This window comes from Mesorhizobium sp. M1A.F.Ca.IN.022.06.1.1, assembly GCF_003952605.1.
Lineage (GTDB): Bacteria > Pseudomonadota > Alphaproteobacteria > Rhizobiales > Rhizobiaceae > Mesorhizobium.
Genome location: NZ_CP034455.1, coordinates 3,423,590 through 3,444,459 on the forward strand (window position 1 = coordinate 3,423,590; position 20,870 = coordinate 3,444,459).

At 65.0% G+C, this 20,870-nt stretch carries 13 protein-coding genes; 6 read left to right on the plus strand and 7 right to left on the minus strand.

Annotated features, from left to right (window positions below; genetic code table 11):
• Nucleotides 1-20: 20 nt before the first annotated feature.
• Together EJ078_RS16375 and EJ078_RS16380 are read left to right on the plus strand one after the other, a co-directional pair.
• Nucleotides 21-4,817, plus strand: a complete 4,797-nt coding sequence (locus tag EJ078_RS16375; RefSeq protein ID WP_127215286.1) for an NAD-glutamate dehydrogenase — start codon at nt 21-23, stop codon at nt 4,815-4,817.
• Nucleotides 4,818-5,064: 247 nt separating this feature from the next.
• Nucleotides 5,065-6,441: an MFS transporter gene (locus tag EJ078_RS16380; RefSeq protein WP_127215285.1), complete on the plus strand. Its 1,377-nt coding sequence runs from the start codon at nt 5,065-5,067 to the stop codon at nt 6,439-6,441.
• A gap of 177 nt (nt 6,442-6,618) precedes the next feature.
• Here EJ078_RS16380 and purH read toward each other — a convergent pair whose 3' ends face one another.
• From purH to htpX, 4 genes are all read right to left on the minus strand, one after another.
• On the minus strand, nt 6,619-8,235 hold the full coding sequence (gene purH, locus EJ078_RS16385) for a bifunctional phosphoribosylaminoimidazolecarboxamide formyltransferase/IMP cyclohydrolase (protein ID WP_208720738.1): 1,617 nt from the start codon (nt 8,233-8,235) through the stop codon (nt 6,619-6,621).
• Nucleotides 8,236-8,331: 96 nt separating this feature from the next.
• On the minus strand, nt 8,332-10,056 hold the full coding sequence (locus EJ078_RS16390; RefSeq protein ID WP_067324937.1) for a heparinase II/III family protein: 1,725 nt from the start codon (nt 10,054-10,056) through the stop codon (nt 8,332-8,334).
• A gap of 147 nt (nt 10,057-10,203) precedes the next feature.
• Nucleotides 10,204-11,589 (minus strand): RsmB/NOP family class I SAM-dependent RNA methyltransferase, encoded by a 1,386-nt coding sequence (locus tag EJ078_RS16395; protein ID WP_245458849.1) that lies wholly within the window; start codon nt 11,587-11,589, stop codon nt 10,204-10,206.
• Nucleotides 11,580-12,593 carry a zinc metalloprotease HtpX gene (gene htpX, locus EJ078_RS16400; RefSeq protein WP_127247289.1) on the minus strand — a complete coding sequence of 338 codons (1,014 nt, stop codon included), beginning with the start codon at nt 12,591-12,593 and terminating at the stop codon, nt 11,580-11,582. Before htpX ends, EJ078_RS16395 begins: the two co-directional genes overlap by 10 nt.
• Nucleotides 12,594-12,698: 105 nt before the next feature.
• Here htpX and EJ078_RS16405 point away from each other — a divergent pair, with 105 nt between their 5' ends.
• Nucleotides 12,699-12,908: a DUF1674 domain-containing protein gene (locus EJ078_RS16405; protein ID WP_067324941.1), complete on the plus strand. Its 210-nt coding sequence runs from the start codon at nt 12,699-12,701 to the stop codon at nt 12,906-12,908.
• 102 nt (nt 12,909-13,010) lie between these two features.
• Here the strand turns inward: EJ078_RS16405 and EJ078_RS16410 are convergent, their stop codons facing one another.
• Nucleotides 13,011-13,676, minus strand: a complete 666-nt coding sequence (locus EJ078_RS16410; protein WP_127403766.1) for an HAD-IA family hydrolase — start codon at nt 13,674-13,676, stop codon at nt 13,011-13,013.
• Between the two features lie 188 nt (nt 13,677-13,864).
• On the opposite strand from EJ078_RS16410, the gene EJ078_RS16415 reads away from it, so the two are divergent.
• The 3 genes from EJ078_RS16415 (at nt 13,865) to EJ078_RS16425 (ending at nt 18,083) form a co-directional block, all read left to right on the plus strand.
• Nucleotides 13,865-14,734, plus strand: coding sequence for a transglutaminase family protein (locus tag EJ078_RS16415; RefSeq protein ID WP_127403765.1), 870 nt, complete (start codon nt 13,865-13,867; stop codon nt 14,732-14,734).
• 301 nt (nt 14,735-15,035) lie between these two features.
• Nucleotides 15,036-16,409: a pilus assembly protein gene (locus EJ078_RS16420; protein ID WP_127403764.1), complete on the plus strand. Its 1,374-nt coding sequence runs from the start codon at nt 15,036-15,038 to the stop codon at nt 16,407-16,409.
• Between the two features lie 405 nt (nt 16,410-16,814).
• Entirely contained in the window at nt 16,815-18,083 is a 1,269-nt protein-coding gene (locus EJ078_RS16425; protein ID WP_208720739.1) for a cyclopropane-fatty-acyl-phospholipid synthase family protein, read from the plus strand.
• 13 nt (nt 18,084-18,096) lie between these two features.
• Here EJ078_RS16425 and EJ078_RS16430 read toward each other — a convergent pair whose 3' ends face one another.
• A complete protein-coding gene (locus EJ078_RS16430; RefSeq protein WP_095799710.1) occupies nt 18,097-18,843 on the minus strand; it encodes an MOSC N-terminal beta barrel domain-containing protein in 747 nt (248 codons plus the stop codon).
• A complete protein-coding gene (acs, locus tag EJ078_RS16435) occupies nt 18,843-20,798 on the minus strand; it encodes an acetate--CoA ligase (protein WP_095799711.1) in 1,956 nt (651 codons plus the stop codon). Before acs ends, EJ078_RS16430 begins: the two co-directional genes overlap by 1 nt.
• Nucleotides 20,799-20,870 lie beyond the last annotated feature (72 nt).

The window sequence follows — 20,870 nt, forward strand, 5'->3', positions numbered from 1 at the left end:
GACGGGAGGGACTTCACATCATGGCCAGCCTGAAAACCGCAAGCCAGCCGAAAAAAACCAGTCCGGCAAAAGGAGGCGCGGCAAGGGCAGGCGAAAAGCCCGGCAGGCTCGCCGACTATCTCCTCGCCCGCACGCCGGCCGAAGACATCGCCGCCTATGACGTCGCCGACCTCGAACGCGCCGCCGATCTCGCCGGCCGGGCGGTCGTCAGGCACAGAAAGGGCGATTGCATCATTGCCATAGACGTGGATTCCGGCGTGACGCGCCAGGGCCGGCCGATGACGGTCATCACCGTCGTCAACGACAACATGCCGTTCCTGTTCGATTCCATCCTCGGCGAGATCACCGAGAGCGCCGGCGAGCCGCTTTTGGTCACCCATCCCGTCATCGTCGTCCGGCACGGCAAGAGCGGCATCGAGGAGATCCTCGGAGACGGCGGCTCCGTCAAGGGCGAAACCAGCCATGACCGGCTGAGCGTCGTCCACGTCCATATCGGCCGCCTTTCGGCGGATCAGGCCGAAGCCCTGGCCGGCCGCCTGAAGAAGCTGCTGGACCAGGTGCGCGCCGCCGTCGCCGATTGGAAGCCGATGCTTGCCCGGCTCGATCAGGCCATCTCGGAATTCCGCTACGCGCCGGTGCCGCTCGACAAGGCGCATGTCACCGAGGCGATCGCCTTCCTCGAATGGCTGCGAGACGACAATTTCACCTTCCTCGGCATGCGCGAGTTCAACTACACCGGCGGCGAGAAGAGCGGCATGCTGGAGCGCGCCGACAAACCCGGCCTCGGCATCCTCGCGGATCCCGACGTCCTGGTTCTCAGGCGCGGCACCGAGGCGGTGTCGACAACGCCGGAGATCCGCGCCTTCCTGCATGGGCCGGAACCGCTGATCGTCACCAAGGCCAATGCCAAGTCCCTGGTGCACCGGCGCATCTATCTCGACTATATCGGCGTCAAAACCTACACCGCCAAGGGCGTGCTTTCAGGCGAGCTGCGCATCGTAGGCCTGTTCACCTCGACCGCCTACACGCGTTCGGTGATGAAGATCCCCTATCTGCGCTCGAAGGCCGAGACGGTCATCGCCAAGTCCGGCTTCAATCCACATGACCATTCCGGCAAGGCGCTGATCAACGTGCTGGAGAGCTATCCGCGCGACGAGCTGTTTCAGGTTCCGGTGCCGATCCTCAGGAAGCACGCCGAAGCCATCCTCGGACTGATCGAACGGCCGCGCGTCAGGGCGCTGGTGCGGGTCGATCAGTTCGACCGGTTCGTCTCGATTCTCGTCTTCGTGCCGCGCGACCGCTACGACAGCGTCGTGCGCGAGAAGATCGGCACCTACCTGAAGACAGTATTTCAGGGCCGGCTGTCGGCATATTATCCGGCCTTCCCAGAAGGCGGGCTGGCGCGTGTGCATTTCGTCATCGGCCGCTCCGGCGGCAAGACGCCGAAGGTCGAGCCGGCAACGATAGAGGCAGCGATCCGCGACATCGTGCGCACCTGGGACGATGCGCTGCGCGAAGCAGTGTCGGAATCGGGCGCCGATGCAACGCTTACGGCAATTGCCTCGCGCTTTTCGGAAAGCTATCGCGATTCGTTCTCGCCAGCCGTGGCGCTGGCCGATGCAGGACGCATCGCCAGGATCGATGCGGCCAATCCAATCGCCATCGACTATTACCGCCATGCCGACCAGAAGCCGCACCAGGCGGCGCTGAAGATCTATCACCACGGCAGTCCGGTGGCGCTGTCGCGGCGCGTGCCGGTGCTGGAGAATATCGGCTTCCGCGTCATCAGCGAGCGCACCTTCGAGGTTGGCGACGAAGCCTCCGGCATGGTGTTCATCCACGACATGGAGCTGGAGAACAGCTACGGCAAGCCGATCGACCTCGGCGACGGTGCGCTGTTCGAGGATGCCTTCCTGTCGGTCTGGCGCGGCGACGTCGACAATGACGGCTATAACGGCCTTGCCCAGACCGCGGGTCTCTGGTCGGGCGAAATCACGATCCTGCGCGCCTACGGCCGCTATTTGCAGCAGGCCGGTATCCCGCAGAGCCAGGATTTCATCGCCGCCGCGCTCAACCGCTATCCGGAGATCGCGCGCGGCCTGCATCAGCTGTTCGTTGCCCGCCTTGGCCCGACGGCCGAGACCGAGGGCGTGGTCGCCGCCAAGCACCTCAAGGCCAAGATCAAGGACGCGCTGGAAGAGGTGCCCAACATTGATGACGACACCATCATCCGTCGTTATCTCAACCTGATCGAAGCCTCGCTGCGCACCAATCATTTCGTTGCCGATACGAAAGACAAAGGACAGTCGCTGGCGATCAAGCTGGATTCGCAGGCGGTCGACGGGCTGCCGGCGCCCCGCCCCTGGCGCGAGATCTTCGTCTACGGCTCGGAGGTCGAGGGCGTTCATCTGCGCTTCGGCCCGGTGGCGCGCGGCGGCCTGCGCTGGTCTGACCGCGCCCAGGACTACCGCACCGAGGTGCTGGGTCTGGTCAAGGCGCAGCAGGTCAAGAACGCGGTCATCGTGCCGGTCGGCGCGAAGGGCGGCTTCTATCCGAAGAAACTGCCGATGAGCGCCGGCCGCGACGCGATCTTCGAGGCCGGCACTTCGGCCTACAAGAATTTCGTCTCCAGCCTGCTTTCGATCACCGACAATATCGGTGTCGACGGCATCATCCCGCCGGCCGGCGTGGTGCGGCGCGACCAGGATGATCCCTATTTCGTCGTTGCCGCCGACAAGGGCACGGCGACCTTCTCCGATACGGCCAACGCCATTTCGGAGACGCACAATTTCTGGCTGGACGACGCCTTCGCCAGCGGCGGCTCGGCCGGCTACGACCACAAGAAGATGGGCATCACCGCCAAGGGCGCCTGGGAAGCGGTGAAGCGGCATTTCCGCGAGATGAACCGCGACATCCAGACCGAGCCCTTCACGGTCGTCGGCGTCGGCGACATGTCGGGCGACGTGTTTGGCAACGGCATGCTCCTGTCACCGGCAACCAAGCTGATCGCCGCCTTCGACCACCGCGACATCTTCATCGACCCCGACCCGGACATGGCGGCCTCGCTGGCCGAGCGCCAGCGCATGTTCGGACTGCCGCGCTCGTCGTGGCAGGACTATGACAAGTCAAAGCTGTCGGAAGGCGGCGTCATCGTCTCGCGCAGCCTGAAGTCGATAACGCTGCCGCAGGCGGCGGCCGCCGCGATCGGCCTCGCCAAGACCACGGCAACGCCGGTCGAGATCATGAACGCCATCCTCAAGGCGCCCGTCGATCTTTTGTGGTTCGGCGGCATCGGCACCTATGTCCGGGGCTCCGGCGAGACCAATGCCGATGTCGGCGACCGCGCCAACGACGCCATCCGCGTCACCGCGCTCGACGTGCGCGCCAAGGTCATCGGCGAGGGCGCCAATCTCGGCGTCACGCAGCGGGCGCGCATCGAGTTCGGCATGAAGGGCGGCCGCTGCAATTCCGACGCCATCGACAATTCGGGCGGCGTCAACTGCTCGGACGTCGAGGTCAACATCAAGATCGCGCTGGCGTCGGCCATGCGCAAAGGCTCGCTGGCGCGGCCGGCGCGCAACAAGCTGCTTGCCGAGATGACCGACGAGGTGAGCACGCTGGTGCTTTCCAACAACTACCAGCAGACGCTGGCGCTGTCGCTGGCGCGCAAGCGCGGGCTGGCCGACATCGCGCACCAGGCGCGCTTCATGACGGCGCTCGAAGCGCGCGGCCTGCTCGACCGCGCCGTCGAGACGCTGCCTTCGCCGGCGGCGCTTGCCGAGCGCGAGGCTCGCGGCGAGCCGCTGACCAGGGCCGAGCTCGGCGTGCTGCTTGCCTATGCCAAGATCGTGCTCTTCTCCGACATCGTCGCCAGCGACGTGCCGGACGATCCGCATTTCGACCGCGATCTGATGGGCTATTTCCCGGAGCGGATGGCGAAGAAATTCGCCGGCGAGATCCGTGCCCACCGGCTGCGGCGCGAGATCATCGCGCGCGTCGTCGCCAACGATCTCGTCAATCGCGGCGGGCCGTCTTTCGTCAACCGGCTGCAGGAAGCGACGGGCCGCACAGCGGGCGCCGTCGTGCGCACTTTCGCCCTGGTGCGCGACGGTTTCGCGCTGCCTTCGCTCTACAAGGAGATCGATGCCCTCGACAACCAGATCGACGGCCAGACGCAGCTCGATCTCTACCAGGCAGTCAGCCGGCTCATCTTCATGACCAGCGGCTGGTACCTGAAGAACGACCTCTCCTCCGCGCCGCTGGGCCAGCGCATCGCCGACTTGCAGGAAGCGCGCAAGGCTTTGGAGCCGAAGCTCATCTCGCTGCTGCCGGCCTTCTCACGCGAGCGGATCGAGGCGCGGCGCCATGACCTGTTTGAGGGCGGCGCGCCCGACAAACTTGCCGAAAAGCTGGCGCTGGCCGAGGTGAGCGACCTGATCCCGGACATCGCGCTCACCGCACGCACGGCCAATGCCGACATCGTCAGCGCCGCCAGGGCCTTCTTCGCCGTCAGCGACGCTTTTCGCATCCCTCGCGTCGAGGAGGCCGCGCGCTCGATCATGCCGCCGGACTATTACGACCAGCTGGCGCTGTCGCGCGCGACCGACACGATCGGCGCCGCAAGGCGCGGCATCGCGGTGGCGGCGCTCACCGGCCACGGCAAGGCGGCGGATCCGGTGGCGGCCTGGCTGGAAGCCGGCGGCGAGCAGGTCGGGCGCATCCGCGAGCGGCTGCAGGCGCTGACCGAAGGCGGCGACATCACCGTGTCTCGGCTGTCAGTGGCGTCCGGCCTGATGAGCGACCTGACGGGGATGTAGGTTTACCCTGCCCCTTGCGGGGAGGGTCGCTGCGAAGCAGCGGGTCGGGAGGCAGCGCCGACCCCCATGCGGACCTGAGGTGCGACTTCCCCAGAAGGAAGAGGTCGCGGCCGGCGCTCTTGTTCCCGCTGACGCGGAGTGGAAACGCGCGAGCCACTGAGCGGCGGCGCCGTGCTTGTTCATTTGCATCGCCGCCCGAAAACATGCAGACATGCGCGGGTCGCGGGCGGACGATGCCGGAGGGGACATGGCCGAAGTAGCAGTGCAGCGGGCAACGGGGCGCGGCATCTGGGGCTGGATGTTCTTCGACTGGGCGGCGCAACCCTTCTTCACCGTCGTCACCACCTTCATCTTCGGGCCATACTTCGTCTCGCGCATGGCGAGCGACGCCACAACCGGGCAGGCTGCCTGGGGTTACGGCATCGCTGCCGCGGGTCTCGTCATCGCGGTGCTTTCGCCGGTGCTCGGCTCGATTGCCGACCAGACCGGGCCGCGCAAGCCATGGATCGCCTCCTTCGCGGCGGTCAAGATCATCAGCCTTACGCTGCTTTGGTTCGCCGCGCCCGGCTCCAGCCTATTCCTGATCGTGCTGCTCTTCTCGCTCGCCTCTGTGGCCGCGGAATTCTCCACCGTCTTCAACGATTCCATGATGCCGCGCCTAGTGCCCAAGGAGGATATCGGCAAGATCTCCAACATCGCCTGGGGGCTCGGCTATCTCGGCGGCATGGTGGCCTTGATCTTCGTGGTGCTGTTCCTGGCCGGCAATCTGGAAACCGGCAAGACGATCATCGGCCTCGACCCGCTGTTCGGGCTCGATCCTAAGCTCGGCGAGGACGCGCGCTTCACCGGGCCGATGTCGGCCGGATGGTACTTCCTGTTCATCCTGCCGATGTTCATCTTCACGCCGGACGCCATCAAGGGGCTTTCAATGGGCCCGGCGGTGCGGGAGGGCCTGTCGGAATTGAAGTCCACGCTCTTCGAGGTGCGCAAGCGCGTCAGCATCTTCCGCTTCCTCGTCGCCCGCATGATCTATCAGGACGGCGTCAACGCGCTCCTGGCGCTCGGCGGCACCTTCGCCGCCGGCATGTTCAACTGGTCGATCACCGAGATCGGCATGTTCGGCATCATCCTCAACGTCGTCGCGATCTTCGGCTGCTGGATCGCCGCGCGCCTCGACACCGCGCTCGGATCGAAGGCCGTGGTGATGATTGCGCTGATGCTGCTTTTGCTGGCTACGATCGGCGTCGTGTCGACCGGGCCAGGCTTCACGCTGCTCGGCCTAATACAGCTGCCCACCACCGATTCCGGCGGCCTCTTCGGCACCGCGGCCGAAAAGGCCTACATCCTCTACGGCCTGCTGATCGGACTCGCCTTCGGGCCGGTCCAGGCCTCCTCGCGCTCCTACATGGCGCGCAGCGTCACGGCCGCCGAGTCCGGCCGCTATTTCGGCATCTACGCGCTGGCCGGCAGGGCAACGAGCTTCCTGGCGCCGTTCCTGGTGTCGACGATCACGCTGGCCAGCGGCTCGGCACGGCTCGGCATGGCGGTGATCGCGCTGTTCCTCGGCCTCGGCATGGCAATCCTGGTCAGGACGCCATATCCGGCGGACAAGCCGGTGGAATAGCGCTCTCCTTCTCCCCTTGTGGGAGAAGGTGTCGCCGAAGGCGACGGATGAGGGGTGCTGGACGGAATGAGGCGGCGGCAATTTCAAGCGCATTGCCAAGCTGGAACACCCCTCATCCGTCTCGGCGCTAAGCGCCGATCCACCTTCTCCCACAAGGGGAGAAGGGAAGAAGGGCCCTCAATGCCTGAAGTGCCGCACGCCGGTGAACACCATGGCGATGCCGTGCTCGTCGGCGGCGGCGATCACGTCCTCGTCGCGCATCGAGCCGCCGGGCTGGATCACTGCCGTGGCGCCGGCCTCGATGGCCGACAGCAGGCCGTCGGCGAAGGGGAAGAAGGCGTCGGAAGCGACGACCGAACCCCTGGTCAGCGGCTCGGCCAGGCCAGCCGCCTCGGCAGCGTCGAGCGCCTTGCGGGCGGCGATGCGCGAGGAATCGACGCGGCTCATCTGGCCGGCGCCGATGCCGACGGTCGAGCCGTCCTTGACATAGACGATGGCGTTCGACTTGACGTGCTTGGCGACGCGGAAGGCAAATTTAAGGTCGGCCATCTCGGCCGGAGTCGGCGCGCGTTTCGTCACCACCTTGAGCTCGAGGTCGTCGACCACCGCATCGTCGCGGCTTTGCACCAGCAGCCCGCCGGCGACCGATTTGGCAACCGTGCCGGCGGCGCGCGGGTCGGGCAGGCCGCCGGTGACCAGAAGGCGCAAGTTCTTCTTCGCCGCTATGATCGCCGCGGCCTCGTCGGTGGCATCGGGCGCGATGATGACCTCGGTGAAAGTCTTCACGATCTCTTCCGCTGCCTCGGCGTCGAGGATGCGGTTCATGGCGACGATGCCGCCATAGGCCGAAACCGGATCGCAGGCCACCGCCTTGGCGTAAGCCGCCTTCAGCGTCGCGCCCTCGGCCACACCACACGGGTTGGCGTGCTTGATGATGGCTATCGCCGCTGACCGGGTCGGATCGAATTCACCGACCAGCTCGAAGGCGGCGTCGGTATCGTTGATGTTGTTGTAGGAAAGCTGTTTGCCCTGCAGCTGCCTGGCGGTCGCGACGCCCGGGCGCTTGTCGCCGGAGAGATAGAAGCCGGCGCCCTGATGCGGGTTCTCGCCATAGCGCATCACCTGGTCCAGACGGCCGCCAAAGGCCCGCCAGGTCGGATGCTCGATTTCGAGCGTGTCGGCAAACCAGCCGGAGATCGCCGCATCGTAGGTCGCGGTGCGGGCAAAGGCCTTCGCCGCCAGCTTCTTGCGGAAATCGAGCGACAGCGAGCCGAGATTCATCTCGAGCGCGTTGAGCACCGAGGCATAGTCGGCAGGGTCGGTGACGATGGCGACATAGGCGTGGTTCTTGGCCGAGGCGCGGATCATCGCCGGGCCGCCGATGTCGATGTTTTCCACGATCGAGGCGTAGCCGGCGCCAGAGCGGCGGACCTCCTCGAACGGGTAGAGGTTGGACACGACGAGGTCGATCGGCTGGATGTGGTGGTCGTGCATCGCTTTCGCGTGCTCTGGGTCGTCGCGCACGCCGAGCAGGGCGCCATGCACTGAGGGATGCAAGGTCTTGACGCGGCCGTCCATGATCTCGGGAAAGCCGGTCAGCTCCGAAACATCGCGTACGGCCAGGCCGGCCGCGGCGATCTCCTTCGCGGTGCCGCCGGTGGAGACCAGCTCGACGCCGGCGGCGGCAAGGGCTTTGGCAAAGTCGATCAAACCGGTCTTGTCGAAAACAGAAAGCAGCGCGCGGCGAATCGGAACGAGGTCGGGCGCCGGAATGTTCTTGGCGGGGACGGCCATGGCTGGCGGCCTTTCAAGGCTGGTTGGGAACGTTCGCGGGCCGTAGCATATGAGGCTCGGAAATCAAGCGCGCAACTCGGGTTCCTTGGCCGCGAATCAGTTGTTCTCGGGATAGCCGGCGACGGCGGCGCGCGTCAGCTGCCAGTGCACCTCGGCGATCTCCGAGGCCTTGAAGGCAAGCACGATCTGCCGGCTGCGGCGCGGTCCGCCGAGCCCGGCGAAATAGATCGATTCCTCGATTTCCGGCGCCACTTCGGCACAAGTGAACACCCAGGTGTCGCCCTGGGAGGCCGCCAGGGTCAGGCGGCCCTGCTCGTCGTGCAGCAGGCCGATGTCGGGATGGATATGGAAGCGCACGGTGACGAAATCGCGGCCATTGTTGCGGATCGCCGCACCTCCGGGGCGAAGGAAGCGGTCGCGGCCGGTCAGCACATTGCCGTTCTCCGCCAGCTTCACCTCCCGCTCGTGCAGCAAGCCGAAGCGCGCGGCATAGCCGTCGTGGCGCGCGACAAAGCCCTGCACACCCTTCTGGTCGATGCGCTTGCAGGGCACGTGCTGCGGGCCGCCGATCAGCGGCGAGCCGAGTAGGTCGCTGACCCGCAACGAGTGACTGAAGCGCGCCGAGGACGTGTCGTTGACGGTGGCGGTCGAATGCGCGGCGGTGGCGCGGGCGAGCGGCCGGAATTCGGCGGCGCCATAAGTGTCGATGCCTGCGTTGACGATGAAATGCTGGCGCCCGGAGGAAAGCTCGAAGGCGAGGCAGCCGGCATGCGCCGCGTTGGAGATGTCGACAGGCGGCGGCAGGCCGGTGTCGGCAATCACCGTGACGCCGCCCATCGACAGGCGCTCATAGCCGGAATGGGGCGCGTGCAGCAGCGGCGCGCCGACCGTGTCGTCATGACGCAGGATGGTGGCAATGCGATCGTGGATGGTGGCGCCCATGCCGTTGAAGCGGGCAAGGCTGCCGTCCTGGTGGCGGAAGAAGCGCAGCGCCGGCAGCATGCGGTCGATGGCATTGATCAGCGCCGGCGGCGGCGCCTCGGCCTGGTTGGCATAGGTCTGGCGCAACGGCAGAAGGTCGGCCAGCAATTCCAGCACCGTCATCGGGTTGCGCGAGATGTGACCGCCGTCCGGCAGGATCTGGTGGTCGAGCTCCTCGGCCAGGTTGCGCGTGGCGGCGCGCAGCGCCGAGGCCGGCGCGGGTAGCGACAGGGTGGAGAAGGCGAGCGCGATGCGAGCGCGCAGCCTGTCCTTGCCGTCCGGCATCTCGCGCGCCATCGATCTGAGATAACGGATCTGCATGGCGAGCGATTTGAGGAAGGCGCGGTAGAACGGGAATTCGGCGCCTTGCAGCACGACCGAGGAATGCTGCAGCCAGGCAATCACCCGCTTGGCTGTCGTGCCAGGCTCCCAGGCGACGCCCGATATCTGGTTGCCGTGCATGACGATCCAGTCCGAGACCAGGGCGCGAGCATTGGCGGCGGCGAGCTCGGTGCCGGCAGCGCGCATATGGCGCAGCCAGCGGAAGCCGTGCAGCGACTTTTGCCAGCCGCGGTTGGGCACATTGATCTGGAAAGGCGATTTGCCGCCGGTCTCGACCATGTGGCCGGACAGCGGATAGCGGCCATAGTAGATTTCGAGCGCAATCTGCGGGTCGGCGAGCCTCAGATCCGGCGGCGCGATGAGGACGCGCTCGGGCGTGCGGCCGGAATAACGCCAGCGATAGATAGGACCGGCACGAAGGCGCCGGCGCGTTTTGCGCCAGAACTCCCTCGCGACAAGCGTCCAAAGACGCGTCGTGCTGCCGGCAGCAAGTGCCAAAACCCCTCCTGATAGTCGTCAGCCCCTAAGCACAAGCTTATATGATTCAAGAACTTATGCGAAGGCGGATTCCACGAAGTGAACCCCTTCACGCGGCCATGACCTGGGCGTCGCTAAAAAAGTCGGCAAGATTTATGCAATAACGTCCTAAATCGTCCTTCTCATCCGGGCGGCAAAGAAGCCGTCGAGTCCCGAAACCCCCGGTGAATTCAGTACCAAATCGGCGGGGGTGGTGCGCAGCGTGCCATCGGGCGTGAGGAAGGGATCGAGGCCGGCGAATTCACCCGCTTGGATCGGATCGGCGATCACGCCGCGAGTTCCGGCAAGGAAGACGCGATAGAGCTCCTCGCCCTCGATCGGGTCGAGCGAGCAATTGGAAAAGACGAGCCGTCCGCCCAGTTTGACGAGAGTGACGGCGTGAGCGAGCAGGCGCCGCTGCAGCGTGGCGAGCTTCTCGACATCGGCCATGGTTTTGGTCCACGGCACGTCGGGATGCCGGCGCACGGTGCCGGTCGAGGAGCAGGGCGCGTCGAGCAGCACGGCGTCGAACGGCTCCGCCGGCCGGTAGTCGAGCAGGTCGGTGTGCGCCAGTTCGGCCGAAAGGCCGAGGCGTTTTAGGTTCTCACCCAGCCTGGCCAGCCGGTTCTTTGAACTGTCGACGGCGGTGACGTTCGCGCCGGCGAGGATCAGCTGGGCCGTCTTGCCGCCGGGCGCGGCGCAAAGATCGGCGATGCGTTGTCCCTTGATGTCGCGGAAAAGGCGCGCGGGCAGGGCTGCCGCCGCATCCTGCACCCACCAGGCGCCGTCGGCGAAGCCGGGCAGATCGGTGACGCCGGTCTGCAGCTTCTCGACGCGCACCGTGCCGGTCGGCAGCACGATGCCGCCCAGCTTCTCCGCCCAGAGCGAAGGGTCGGTTTTAACGGTGAAATCGACCGGAGCCTCATGGCGATGGGCGGCAAGAATGGCCTCCGCCCTGGCGGCGCCATAGGCTGTGGCCAGTCGGTCTGCGAACCACTGGGGCGCCTCGGTCGTCGCGGCGAGCGTCGGCGCCAGCTCGGCGCCCTTGGCACGCGCCAGCGAGCGCAGCACGCCGTTGACGAGACCGGAGAAACGCAGCGTGCGTGGGTCGGACTTGGCGTGGGTGACGGCGAGGTCGACGGCGGCGCTGTCGGGGATGTCGAGAAACAGGATCTGCGCGGCGGCCACGTGCAGGATGTGCGAGAGCACGGTGGCGTTGGCCGGCAACGGCCTTTCCAGACGCCTTGCAAGCAGTCCGGCAATGGTCATGCGGTGACGCAGCGCCGTGACCAGAATGGCGCGCACCAATGCGCGGTCGCGCTGGTCGAGCGCCTTGTATTGCGGGTGGCCGTGCTCGTTGTCGGTCAGGCCGTCGAGCGGGGTATGGGCATCGATGATGGCGGCAAGCAGGCGGGCGGCCGCCTTGCGCGCCGCGAGGCCGGCGACCGTTTCGCTCGCACTTGCGTCACCTCTGCCTTGGGTTTGCGGTCGGCGCTTCGCTCCGCTCACGACCACGGACCTTTGGATCCTGTGCCGCGGGGGCCGGTCGGGTTGCGACCCCAGGGATTGGGCTTCGGCCGCTCCGGCTCGGCCGGCTGGCTCCATGGTCCTGCCTGCGGCTCGTCCGGCTGGCCTGGCGCAGGGGCTTCGCGCCGCGCGGCTTGGGCGGCACCGCTCATCTCGCGCGCCATCTGCTGCAGGGCGGCGATGCGGTTCTCTGTGCTCGGGTGGGTCGAGAACAGATTGTCCATGCGCTCACCGTGCAACGGATTGATGATGAACAGATGTGCCATCGCCGGATTGCGCTCGGCATCCGGATTGGGAATGCGCTCGGCGCCGCGCGCGATCTTGTCGAGCGCCGAGGCGAGCCACAACGGATTTCCGCAAATTTCGGCGCCGCGCCGGTCGGCCTCGTATTCGCGGGTGCGGCTCACCGCCATTTGCACGATCATGGCGGCAAAGGGCGCAACGAGCATGGCGACAAGCACGCCGACGAAGCCCAGCGGATTGTTGTTTTCGCGGCTGCCGCCGAAGAAGAAGGCGAAATTGCCGAGCATCGAGATCGCGCCGGCAAGCGTCGCGACAATCGTCATGGTAAGCGTGTCGCGATGCTGCACATGGGCAAGTTCATGCGCCATCACCGCCGCGACCTCTTCGTGGCTGAGCCGCTCCAGCAGGCCGGTCGATGCGGCTACAGCAGCGTTTTCGGGATTGCGGCCAGTGGCGAAGGCGTTCGGCTGCGGACTGTCGATCAGATAGGTCTTCGGCATCGGCAGGCCGGCCTGCTTGGCCAGCGCCTCAACGATCGCATAATATTCGGGAGCGTTCCTCTCGTCGACCTCGATGGCGCGGTTCATCGACAGCACCATCTTGTCGGCATTCCAGTAGCTGAACAGGTTCATGCCGGCGGCCAACAGCAAGGCGATCACCATGCCGCCGGTGCCGCCGATCAGAAAGCCGACGCCCATGAACAGCGCGGTCATCGCAGCAAGGAGCATGGCGGTGCGAAGCGTATTCATCGTCTCTTCCGTCTGGCGTGGTGGCGAATAGGGGTCGATCCTGCCATTGTCATGGCTATATGATGGGAAAGGCTGGTCCCCGTTTCAATCGGCAGGAAGCATCGCATGACCGATCAACCCAACAAAACCGAAGGCGCCAAGCCGCAAAGGACGCTGTCGCCTGAGGCGCAACGCGCATTGGCGGAAGCGGAAGCCAGGCGGAAGGCATACCGCGAGGCGGAAGCCCGCCTGCCGAAAGAGTTCGGCGGACGCGGCGGCAAGGAACCCGGGCGCTACGGCGACTGGGAGGTGAAGGGTCTGGCCACTGATTTTTAATGACACTCAAGGCGCGTCGCGCTGAAGCGGATTCAGGCGACGCGCTTTAAGTCATTGTTCGTGCTGTCGTCTTCGCAAAACCGCTGCACACCGCGACATGCATCAGGCCGCGTCGCGCTGCGGCTCGATGATCATCCAGCCATTGTCGTCAGTGGCGACGCCGAGCGTATCGTAGGTGGCGATGCTGGCGTGCTGCGTCACGACCGGATGGACATGCGTGGCGCTGATCACCATGACCGAGGCGCCGGAGGCTTCGCCCGCGGCGATGCCGGCCGGGGCATCCTCGAAGACGAGGCATTCGCGCGCCTCGACGCCGAGACGCTTTGCCGCCAAAAGAAAACAGTCGGGCGCCGGCTTGCCGCGGGTGACGTCCTCGGCCGAGACTATGATGGCGGGCACCGGAATGCCGGCCGCCGCCATACGCAGCAGCGCGAGTTCCCGCGGCGCCGAGGTGACGATCGCCCAGCGCTCCGGCGGCAGCGACTTGAGAAACGCCACAGCACCCGGAATCGGAACGATGCCCTCTAGGTCGGCCGCCTCGGCCTTGAGCAGCGCATCGGCTTCCACGACGGGATCGACGCCAGGAAGCTTCAGCGCGGCGATGGTCTCGATCGCGCGCTTGCCATGGATCGTCGGCAGGAAGCTCGCGACGTCGAGGCCGAGATGGCGAGCCCACTTGGTCCACACGCGTTCCGCCGCGGCGATCGAATTGAGGACCGTGCCGTCCATGTCGAAAAGGAAAGCGGCGAACTTTCTGCCTGGGAACATCGCATATCCTGGGGGAATCGTCTTCGGGGAGCGCGAAACGCACCGCTATCCTAACCTCCGAAGTGGAGCCTGCAAAGGCGCATGCCGGCATTTCGACTCGCCGCCGGAACAACGCTCCTCATTGCGGCGTTCTCCAACCAGTCTTGCGAGACCACCAACAAGGGCAAGACCACCAACAAGGGGAAGTGATGCTGATCAGGCTCGGCTACGAAATCGCCATCGAATGCGATGCCGCGACGCCGATCATCGCGCTTCTCGACATCCACCCGGATCGCCATGCCGACATCAAGCGGCAGACTCGCTTTCTCACCTCGCCTTCGGTGCCGACGACCACCTATCGCGACACCCATGGCAATATCTGCCGCCGCTTCACGGCGCCGGCCGGCGGTTTCCGCATCCTCTTTGATGGGGTGGTCGAGGACAGCGGCGAGGCCGACGAGATCAACACGCTGGCGCGCGAAATGCCGGTGGCGGAGCTGCCGGACGAGGTGCTCGTCTACCTGCTCGGCAGCCGCTATTGCGAAACCGATCACCTCAGCAACCTCGCCTGGGAGCTGTTCGGCCACCTGCCGCCCGGCTGGGCGCGCGCGCAGGCGATCGTCGACTATGTCCATAGCCGGCTTTCGTTCGGCTACGGCTATGCCCGCGCCACCCGCACGGCGGCGCAGGCGCATGAGGAGCGCGTCGGCGTTTGCCGCGACTTCGCGCATCTCGCGATCGCGCTCTGCCGCGCGATGAACATTCCAGCGCGCTATGTGAACGGCTATCTCGGCGACATCGGCGTGCCGGCCGATCCGGCGCCGATGGATTTCTCAGCCTGGATGGAAGTGTTCCTCGACGGGAAATGGTACGCGTTCGATCCGCGCCACAATCGTCCAAGGATCGGCCGCGTCGTGATCGCGCGCGGCCGCGACGCCACCGACGTGCCGCTGCTGCACAGCTTCGGCCCGCATCGGCTTACCCTGTTCAAGGTGTGGACCTATGAGCAGCAAGGCAATCTGTTCAAGCCGCCGCATCACGGCATCGACAGGACCGCGAGCGCCCAGATGCTCGCCTAAGCCAGGCGGCTGTTTCACTGCGGCGCCAGCACCAGCGCTGACCCGCTTTGGCACAGGGCGCCCTGTGCCGAAGCGGGAAGGGCCGCAATCGCTCCGCCACTCATGGTAAGCGCTTTATTAACGGCATTTCCCTATTGCGTTTCCATTTACCCGCCATTCACCTTCCTGTCTGCCGTGTTCCAGCAAAAACAATGAGTTAACTGTCGCTCCGCGCCTTCGAACAGAAGGGTGGCCGTGTCTGGCCGAAATCCTGCAGCGCTTCCGTTGAGCGGCACCGAAGCCGCAGCAGGCGGGGGTGAGGATGCGGCAGTTGAAAGGTCTCGCTCGTGGGGTGGACGGCTTTGCGCGGGATCGCGGAGGCAATTTCGCGGTTCTGTTTGGGGCTGCCGCATCGGTGCTGGCGCTGGGGAGTCTGCAGAGCGTCGTCGATGCCGCTGTGACTTCGACGGCACGCGATCTCACCCTAGGCATCATCAAGGAAGCCGATGCCAACGCATCGGTACAGGCATTTCTCGACGCCAACAGCGCGGCCGGCATCTTGCAGGCCGACCAGATCGTGCTCGACAAGCTCACCATCGACAGGACATCGAAGACCGTGCAGGTGAATGCGCATGCCGATGTCGGCCTCTATTTTCCGCTGTTCAGCGTTGGCGATATGCAGCGTGTCGGCGCCTCGACTACCGCGCTCTATTCCGACAAGAAGATCGAGGTGGCGATGATGCTCGACATCACCGGCTCCATGGCGGCCAACAAGCGCGCCAAGACCAATAAGATCGGCGACCTGCAGGCAGCCGCGTCGCAGACGGTCAAGGATCTCTTGGGACAGAACCGGGATCCCAGCGAGCCCCGGGTCCGGGTGGCGATCGTCCCCTATGCCGAGGCCGTCAACACTGGCGGCCTCGCCGACACCGTCTTCGTCGAGACGTCGACCGGACCGAAGCTGCCGCCGCCGATCGATGCTCCGCTTGCCGTTTCCGTGACGACCGCGCCTGACAAATGCGCCACTGAACGCACGGACAAGGACGGCTATGCCGATTATTCGTCCGACGGCCCGTATACGCTGCGGCAGGACAAAAATGGCAGGACCTATGAGGCCAAGGTCAACCGCGACTACCGCATGAAAGTGTGTCCATCCGCGGCGCTGGTTCCGCTGACGGCCGATCAGAACAAGCTGCTCACGGCCATCGGTCATTTCCAAGCTGCGGGCGTGACGGCAGGTGGCATTGCCGCGCAATGGGGCTATTACATGCTTTCGCCGTCCTGGCGTTCGGCCATCGCCGATGCCCGCCTGGGCGCCGGTCCGGCGAATTTCGATCCGAAGAAAGTGGCAAAGATCGCCATCCTGATGACGGATGGCCAGTTCAACACCGCCTTTGCCCGCGGGCGCGGCACGTCCGCGTCCGACGACGAGGGCCGGAGGTCGCGCGCCAATGCCGAAGCCATTTGCGAGAATATGAAGCACGACGGCATAGAGGTCTTCACCATCGGCTTCGATCTCAACGATCCGTCGATGACGACGATCGAGAGGGATCAAGCGAGATCCGTATTGAAGGACTGTGCGACCGACGACACGTCGTCGCTGAAGCATTTTTACGAGGCCGCCACAGGCGCCGAACTGTCAGATGCCTTCGATCAGATCACCCGCAACATCGAGAAGCTCACCATCAATCGCTGATCCACAGGTCAGCCCGCAGAAGGAAAAGGCCGCCGCTTCTTGACGAAGCAGGCGGCCTTCCGTGTTTCCGTCCATGACGCGGCTCCTGGCGGCGACCCCTTCGGGTCACCTGCCGCGCGTCTCGCGCCTTAACGGGAAGACTGCTTCCCGGAAGTGCAATCCGCTGAGCTCACGTTATGGAAAACGAAATCACTCGACATCGGATCACCTCCTTTCGGTTTGTTGAACACAGCCAAATGATGGGGTGCGTCGCGGCAAAACACAAGATGACGCGACGGAATGGCCGTGCTCCGGACGAGGATCATCCTCGCGCGATGCTTTTGCGCAACAGATCGGGATTGCGGTCGACGGGCCGGTGGACGACAGTGGCGCTCGAGGGTCGGGTTGGCCGTATGGGAGGTGGGAATGGACGCCGCCGACAGAGCCGCGCGGATCGTACGCAGGGTCGTCGAGACGTTGAAGCCGGGTTTTGCGGTCAGGCTTTGGACCGGCGAGCGGATCGGGCCCGCCGGCGGTCCGGTGCTTGCCATCAACGATCAGGACATCGTCTGGCAACTGGTGCGGCGTCCCGCCTTCTCGACGCTTGTCGAGATGTGGATTTCCAAGACCGTCGACATCGAAGAGGGCACGCTGTTCGACTTCTACGCCGTGCCCTCGCAGGGCAAGCTCAAGACGAAGCTCAGATCATTGCCCAAGCTGGAGATCCTGCGCGACCTGCCGGTGGTGCTGTTCTCGCGAAAACAGATGACGGCGCGCAGCGATCTCTCCGGCCGCAACCCTTATGTCAGCGGGTCGAACAAGGAAGCGATCCAGCATCACTACGACATCTCGAATGCCTTCTACCGGCTCTTCCTTGACGAGCGCATGGTCTATAGCTGCGGCTATTTCAAGGATTTCGCCAACGGCATCGACCAGACGCAAGTCGACAAGCTCGACCATATCTGCCGCAAACTCAGGCTGAAGCCCGGCCAAAGGCTGCTCGACATCGGCTGCGGCTGGGGCGCGATGCTGATCCATGCGGCGAAGCATTACGGCGTCGTCGGCCATGGCGTCTCGCTGTCGCGGGCCCAGACGGAGCTTGCCCGCGAGCGCATCCGCGCCGAGGGTCTCGAGGACCGTATCACCATCGAGATCAAATCCTACGCCGAGCTCTCCGGCACGTTCGACAAGATATCGTCCATCGGCATGTTCGAGCATCTGGGTATCGCCAATCACGACGCCTACTTTTCGGCCGTCCATCGTCTGCTCAAGCCCGGCGGCGTCTATCTGCACCACGCCATCACCAGGCGCAGCAAGGGCGACATCCGCAAGACGTTGCGCAAGGGTCCGGAATACAAGGCGCTGATCAAATACATCTTCCCAGGTGGAGAGCTCGACACGATCGGCATGACGCTCGGCAATCTCGAGGCGCGTGGCTTCCTCGTCCATGATGTCGAGAACCTTCGCGAGCATTATCAGCGCACCTGCCGGCTGTGGGCCGAGCGTCTCCATGCGCGCTTCGACGAGGCGATCGCCGAGGTCGGCGAGGCGAAAGCTCGGCTATGGCTGCTCTATCTCACCGGCTGCTCGATCGCCTTCGAACGCGCCTCGGCGCAGATTTTCCAGACGGTCGCCACCAAGCGCGCGCGCGGACCAAGCGGCCTGCCGCCGACGCGTGAGGATTTGTATCGGTAGGGACAAAGGCGGGTCAGGCGAACCGCACCTCCGCGCCGATCTCGACGCGTGCCGGCCGGTCGACGGTGCAATAAACGCCGATATTGTGGGCGTTGTAGCGGACCAGGTTGCGCAGGATGCCGGGGTCGTTGTCGAAGCCGTCCTGGGCGATGATGGTGAAGCCGCAGCGGCGGCAGGGCTCGGAGATCGTGAGCAGAAGATCGCCGATCGCGAGCTTGCGGCCGAGCCATTCCGTCTCCGGGAAGGAGCCTTCCACCGGCTCCATGTCGACGACGATGTTGGGGCGAAAGCGGCGCGAATCTGGCACGCCTTGCGGATGCAGCGCCTTCAGCCGCGCCAGCGAGGCGGTGGTGAGCAGATGGATCGGCGTCCTGCTGTATCGCTCGGCCGTCAGCGAGCCGGCATAGCCCGGCGCGTGCTCGCGGAAGTAAGGCCGGATCGAGGCGTCGAAGCCAAGAAATCCGGAAAGAACCCGGTCGCTTTCCGGGTCGGGCGCCGGCAGCCAGTCGCCGCCGGGCACAGCCACTTCGAGCCGGCGGTCTTCGGTCAGCCGGGTGCGGATCAGCGGCACCTTGTGCCATTTCGGTCCGCGGTCCGGCCTGGCGATCTCGCCATCCGAGGCATCGACCAGGCCGAACAGCCGGTCGCCGTCGACAGTCGACGTGCCGACGGAGATGGTGTCCAGCCGCTCGCCGGCGAGCGAGCTCGCCGGATAGCGCCATAGCTGGCTGACGGTGCCGAGTGCGGACTGCGCGTTCATCAGGCCCTTTTATTCTGCCGGTTGGCAACGAGATCGTCGACCACGGCCGGATCGGCGAGCGTCGAGGTGTCGCCGAGCGCGCCGTAATCGTCCTCGGCGATCTTGCGCAGGATGCGCCGCATGATCTTGCCTGAACGGGTCTTGGGCAGGCCCGGCGCGAACTGGATCTTGTCGGGCGTTGCGATGGCGCCGATCTCCTTGCGGACATGGGCGACAAGCTCCTTGCGCAGATCCTCGCTCGACGTCGTGCCGGACATCAGCGTGACGTAGCAGTAGATTCCCTGACCCTTGATATCGTGCGGATAGCCGACGACGGCGGCTTCCGAGACCTTGTCGTGGCTGACCAGCGCCGATTCAACTTCCGCCGTGCCCATGCGGTGGCCTGAAACGTTGATGACGTCGTCGACGCGGCCGGTGATCCAGTAGTAGCCGTCGGCGTCACGGCGGCAGCCGTCGCCGGTGAAGTATTTGCCCTTGTAAGTCGAGAAATAGGTCTGCACGAAACGGTCGTGATCGCCATAGACGGTGCGCATCTGGCCGGGCCAGGAATCGGTGATGCAGAGATTGCCGTCGGCCGCGCCTTCCAGCACCTTGCCTTCGCCATCGACCAGCTGCGGCTTGACGCCGAAGAAGGGCCGTGTCGCCGAGCCGGCCTTAAGGTCGGTGGCGCCCGGCAGCGGCGTGATCAGGATGCCGCCGGTCTCGGTCTGCCACCATGTGTCGACGATCGGCACCTTGGCGTTGCCGACGACGTTGAAATACCACTCCCAGGCTTCCGGATTGATCGGCTCGCCGACCGTGCCCAGCACGCGCAGCGACTTGCGCGAGGTCTTCTTCACATGGGAATCGCCGGCGCCCATCAGGGCGCGCAGCGCCGTCGGCGCGGTGTAGAAGATGTTGACCTGGTGCTTGTCGACGACTTCCCAGAAGCGCGACTGCGACGGGTAGTTCGGCACGCCCTCGAACATCAGCGTCGTGGCGCCGTTGGCCAAAGGGCCATAGACGATGTAGCTGTGGCCGGTGACCCAGCCGACATCGGCGGTGCACCAGTAGATGTCGCCGTCATGGTAATCGAAGACATACTGGTGCGTCATCGAAACATAGACGAGATAGCCGGCGGTGGTGTGCAGCACGCCCTTCGGCTTGCCGGTTGAGCCCGATGTGTAGAGGATAAACAACGGGTCCTCCGCCTTCATCTTCTCGGGTTTGCAGTCGGCCTTAACGGTCGCGGCCTCATCGTGGTACCAGACGTCGCGGCCCGGCACCCAGCCGGTCTTGCCGCCGGTGCGTCGCACCACCACCACTTTTTCCACCTTGGTGCCGGCCTTGGCGGCGATGTCGATGGCCTTGTCGGTGTTGTCCTTCAGCGCAATCGGCTTGCCGCCGCGCAGGCCCTCGTCGGCGGTGATGACGATGGTCGACTTGCAGTCGTCGATGCGGCCGGCCAGCGCATCGGGCGAGAAGCCGCCGAAGACGACCGAATGGATGGCGCCGATACGCGTGCAGGCAAGCATCGCGTAAGCCGTTTCGGGGATCATCGGCATGTAGATGGTAACGCGGTCGCCCTTCTTGACGCCGTGCTTCTTCAGGACATTGGCGAAGCGGCAGACATGCGCATAGAGCTCGTTGTAGGTAATCTTCCTGTCATCGTAAGGGTTGTCGCCTTCCCAGATGATGGCGGTCTGGTTGCCGCGCTTCTTCAGATGCCGGTCGATGCAGTTGTAGGAAACATTGGTCTGGCCGTCCTCGAACCACTTGATCGAGACCTTGCCGTCGAAGGAAGTGTTCTTGACCTTGGTGAAGGGCTTGAACCAGTCGATGCGCTTGCCGTGCTTGCCCCAAAACTTGTCCGCGTTCTTCACGCTGTCGGCATACCATTTGAGATAGGTGTCGTTGTCGATCAGCGCGTTTTTCTTCCACGCCGGCTGGACGCGGTGGACATGGACATCGGACATTTTTTAGCTTTCCTCCGAAACCGTTCCGCCGGCTTGATGTGCCGACGGCATCACGGCGAAGCAGCCGTGAAT

Bases quoted from the DNA above. Each gene is read 5' to 3' on its own strand.
- htpX (WP_127247289.1), bottom strand. From the start codon at position 12,593: ATGAATACGCTTCGCACCGCCATGCTCCTTGCTGCGATGACCGCGCTG.
- EJ078_RS16415 (WP_127403765.1), top strand. From the start codon at position 13,865: ATGCTGATCAGGCTCGGCTACGAAATCGCCATCGAATGCGATGCCGCG.
- EJ078_RS16430 (WP_095799710.1), bottom strand. From the start codon at position 18,843: ATGAACGCGCAGTCCGCACTCGGCACCGTCAGCCAGCTATGGCGCTAT.
- purH (WP_208720738.1), bottom strand. From the start codon at position 8,235: ATGGCCGTCCCCGCCAAGAACATTCCGGCGCCCGACCTCGTTCCGATT.
- EJ078_RS16410 (WP_127403766.1), bottom strand. From the start codon at position 13,676: ATGTTCCCAGGCAGAAAGTTCGCCGCTTTCCTTTTCGACATGGACGGC.
- EJ078_RS16380 (WP_127215285.1), top strand. From the start codon at position 5,065: ATGGCCGAAGTAGCAGTGCAGCGGGCAACGGGGCGCGGCATCTGGGGC.
- EJ078_RS16420 (WP_127403764.1), top strand. From the start codon at position 15,036: ATGCGGCAGTTGAAAGGTCTCGCTCGTGGGGTGGACGGCTTTGCGCGG.
- EJ078_RS16425 (WP_208720739.1), top strand. From the start codon at position 16,815: ATGGACGCCGCCGACAGAGCCGCGCGGATCGTACGCAGGGTCGTCGAG.
- EJ078_RS16375 (WP_127215286.1), top strand. From the start codon at position 21: ATGGCCAGCCTGAAAACCGCAAGCCAGCCGAAAAAAACCAGTCCGGCA.
- acs (WP_095799711.1), bottom strand. From the start codon at position 20,798: ATGTCCGATGTCCATGTCCACCGCGTCCAGCCGGCGTGGAAGAAAAAC.
- EJ078_RS16405 (WP_067324941.1), top strand. From the start codon at position 12,699: ATGACCGATCAACCCAACAAAACCGAAGGCGCCAAGCCGCAAAGGACG.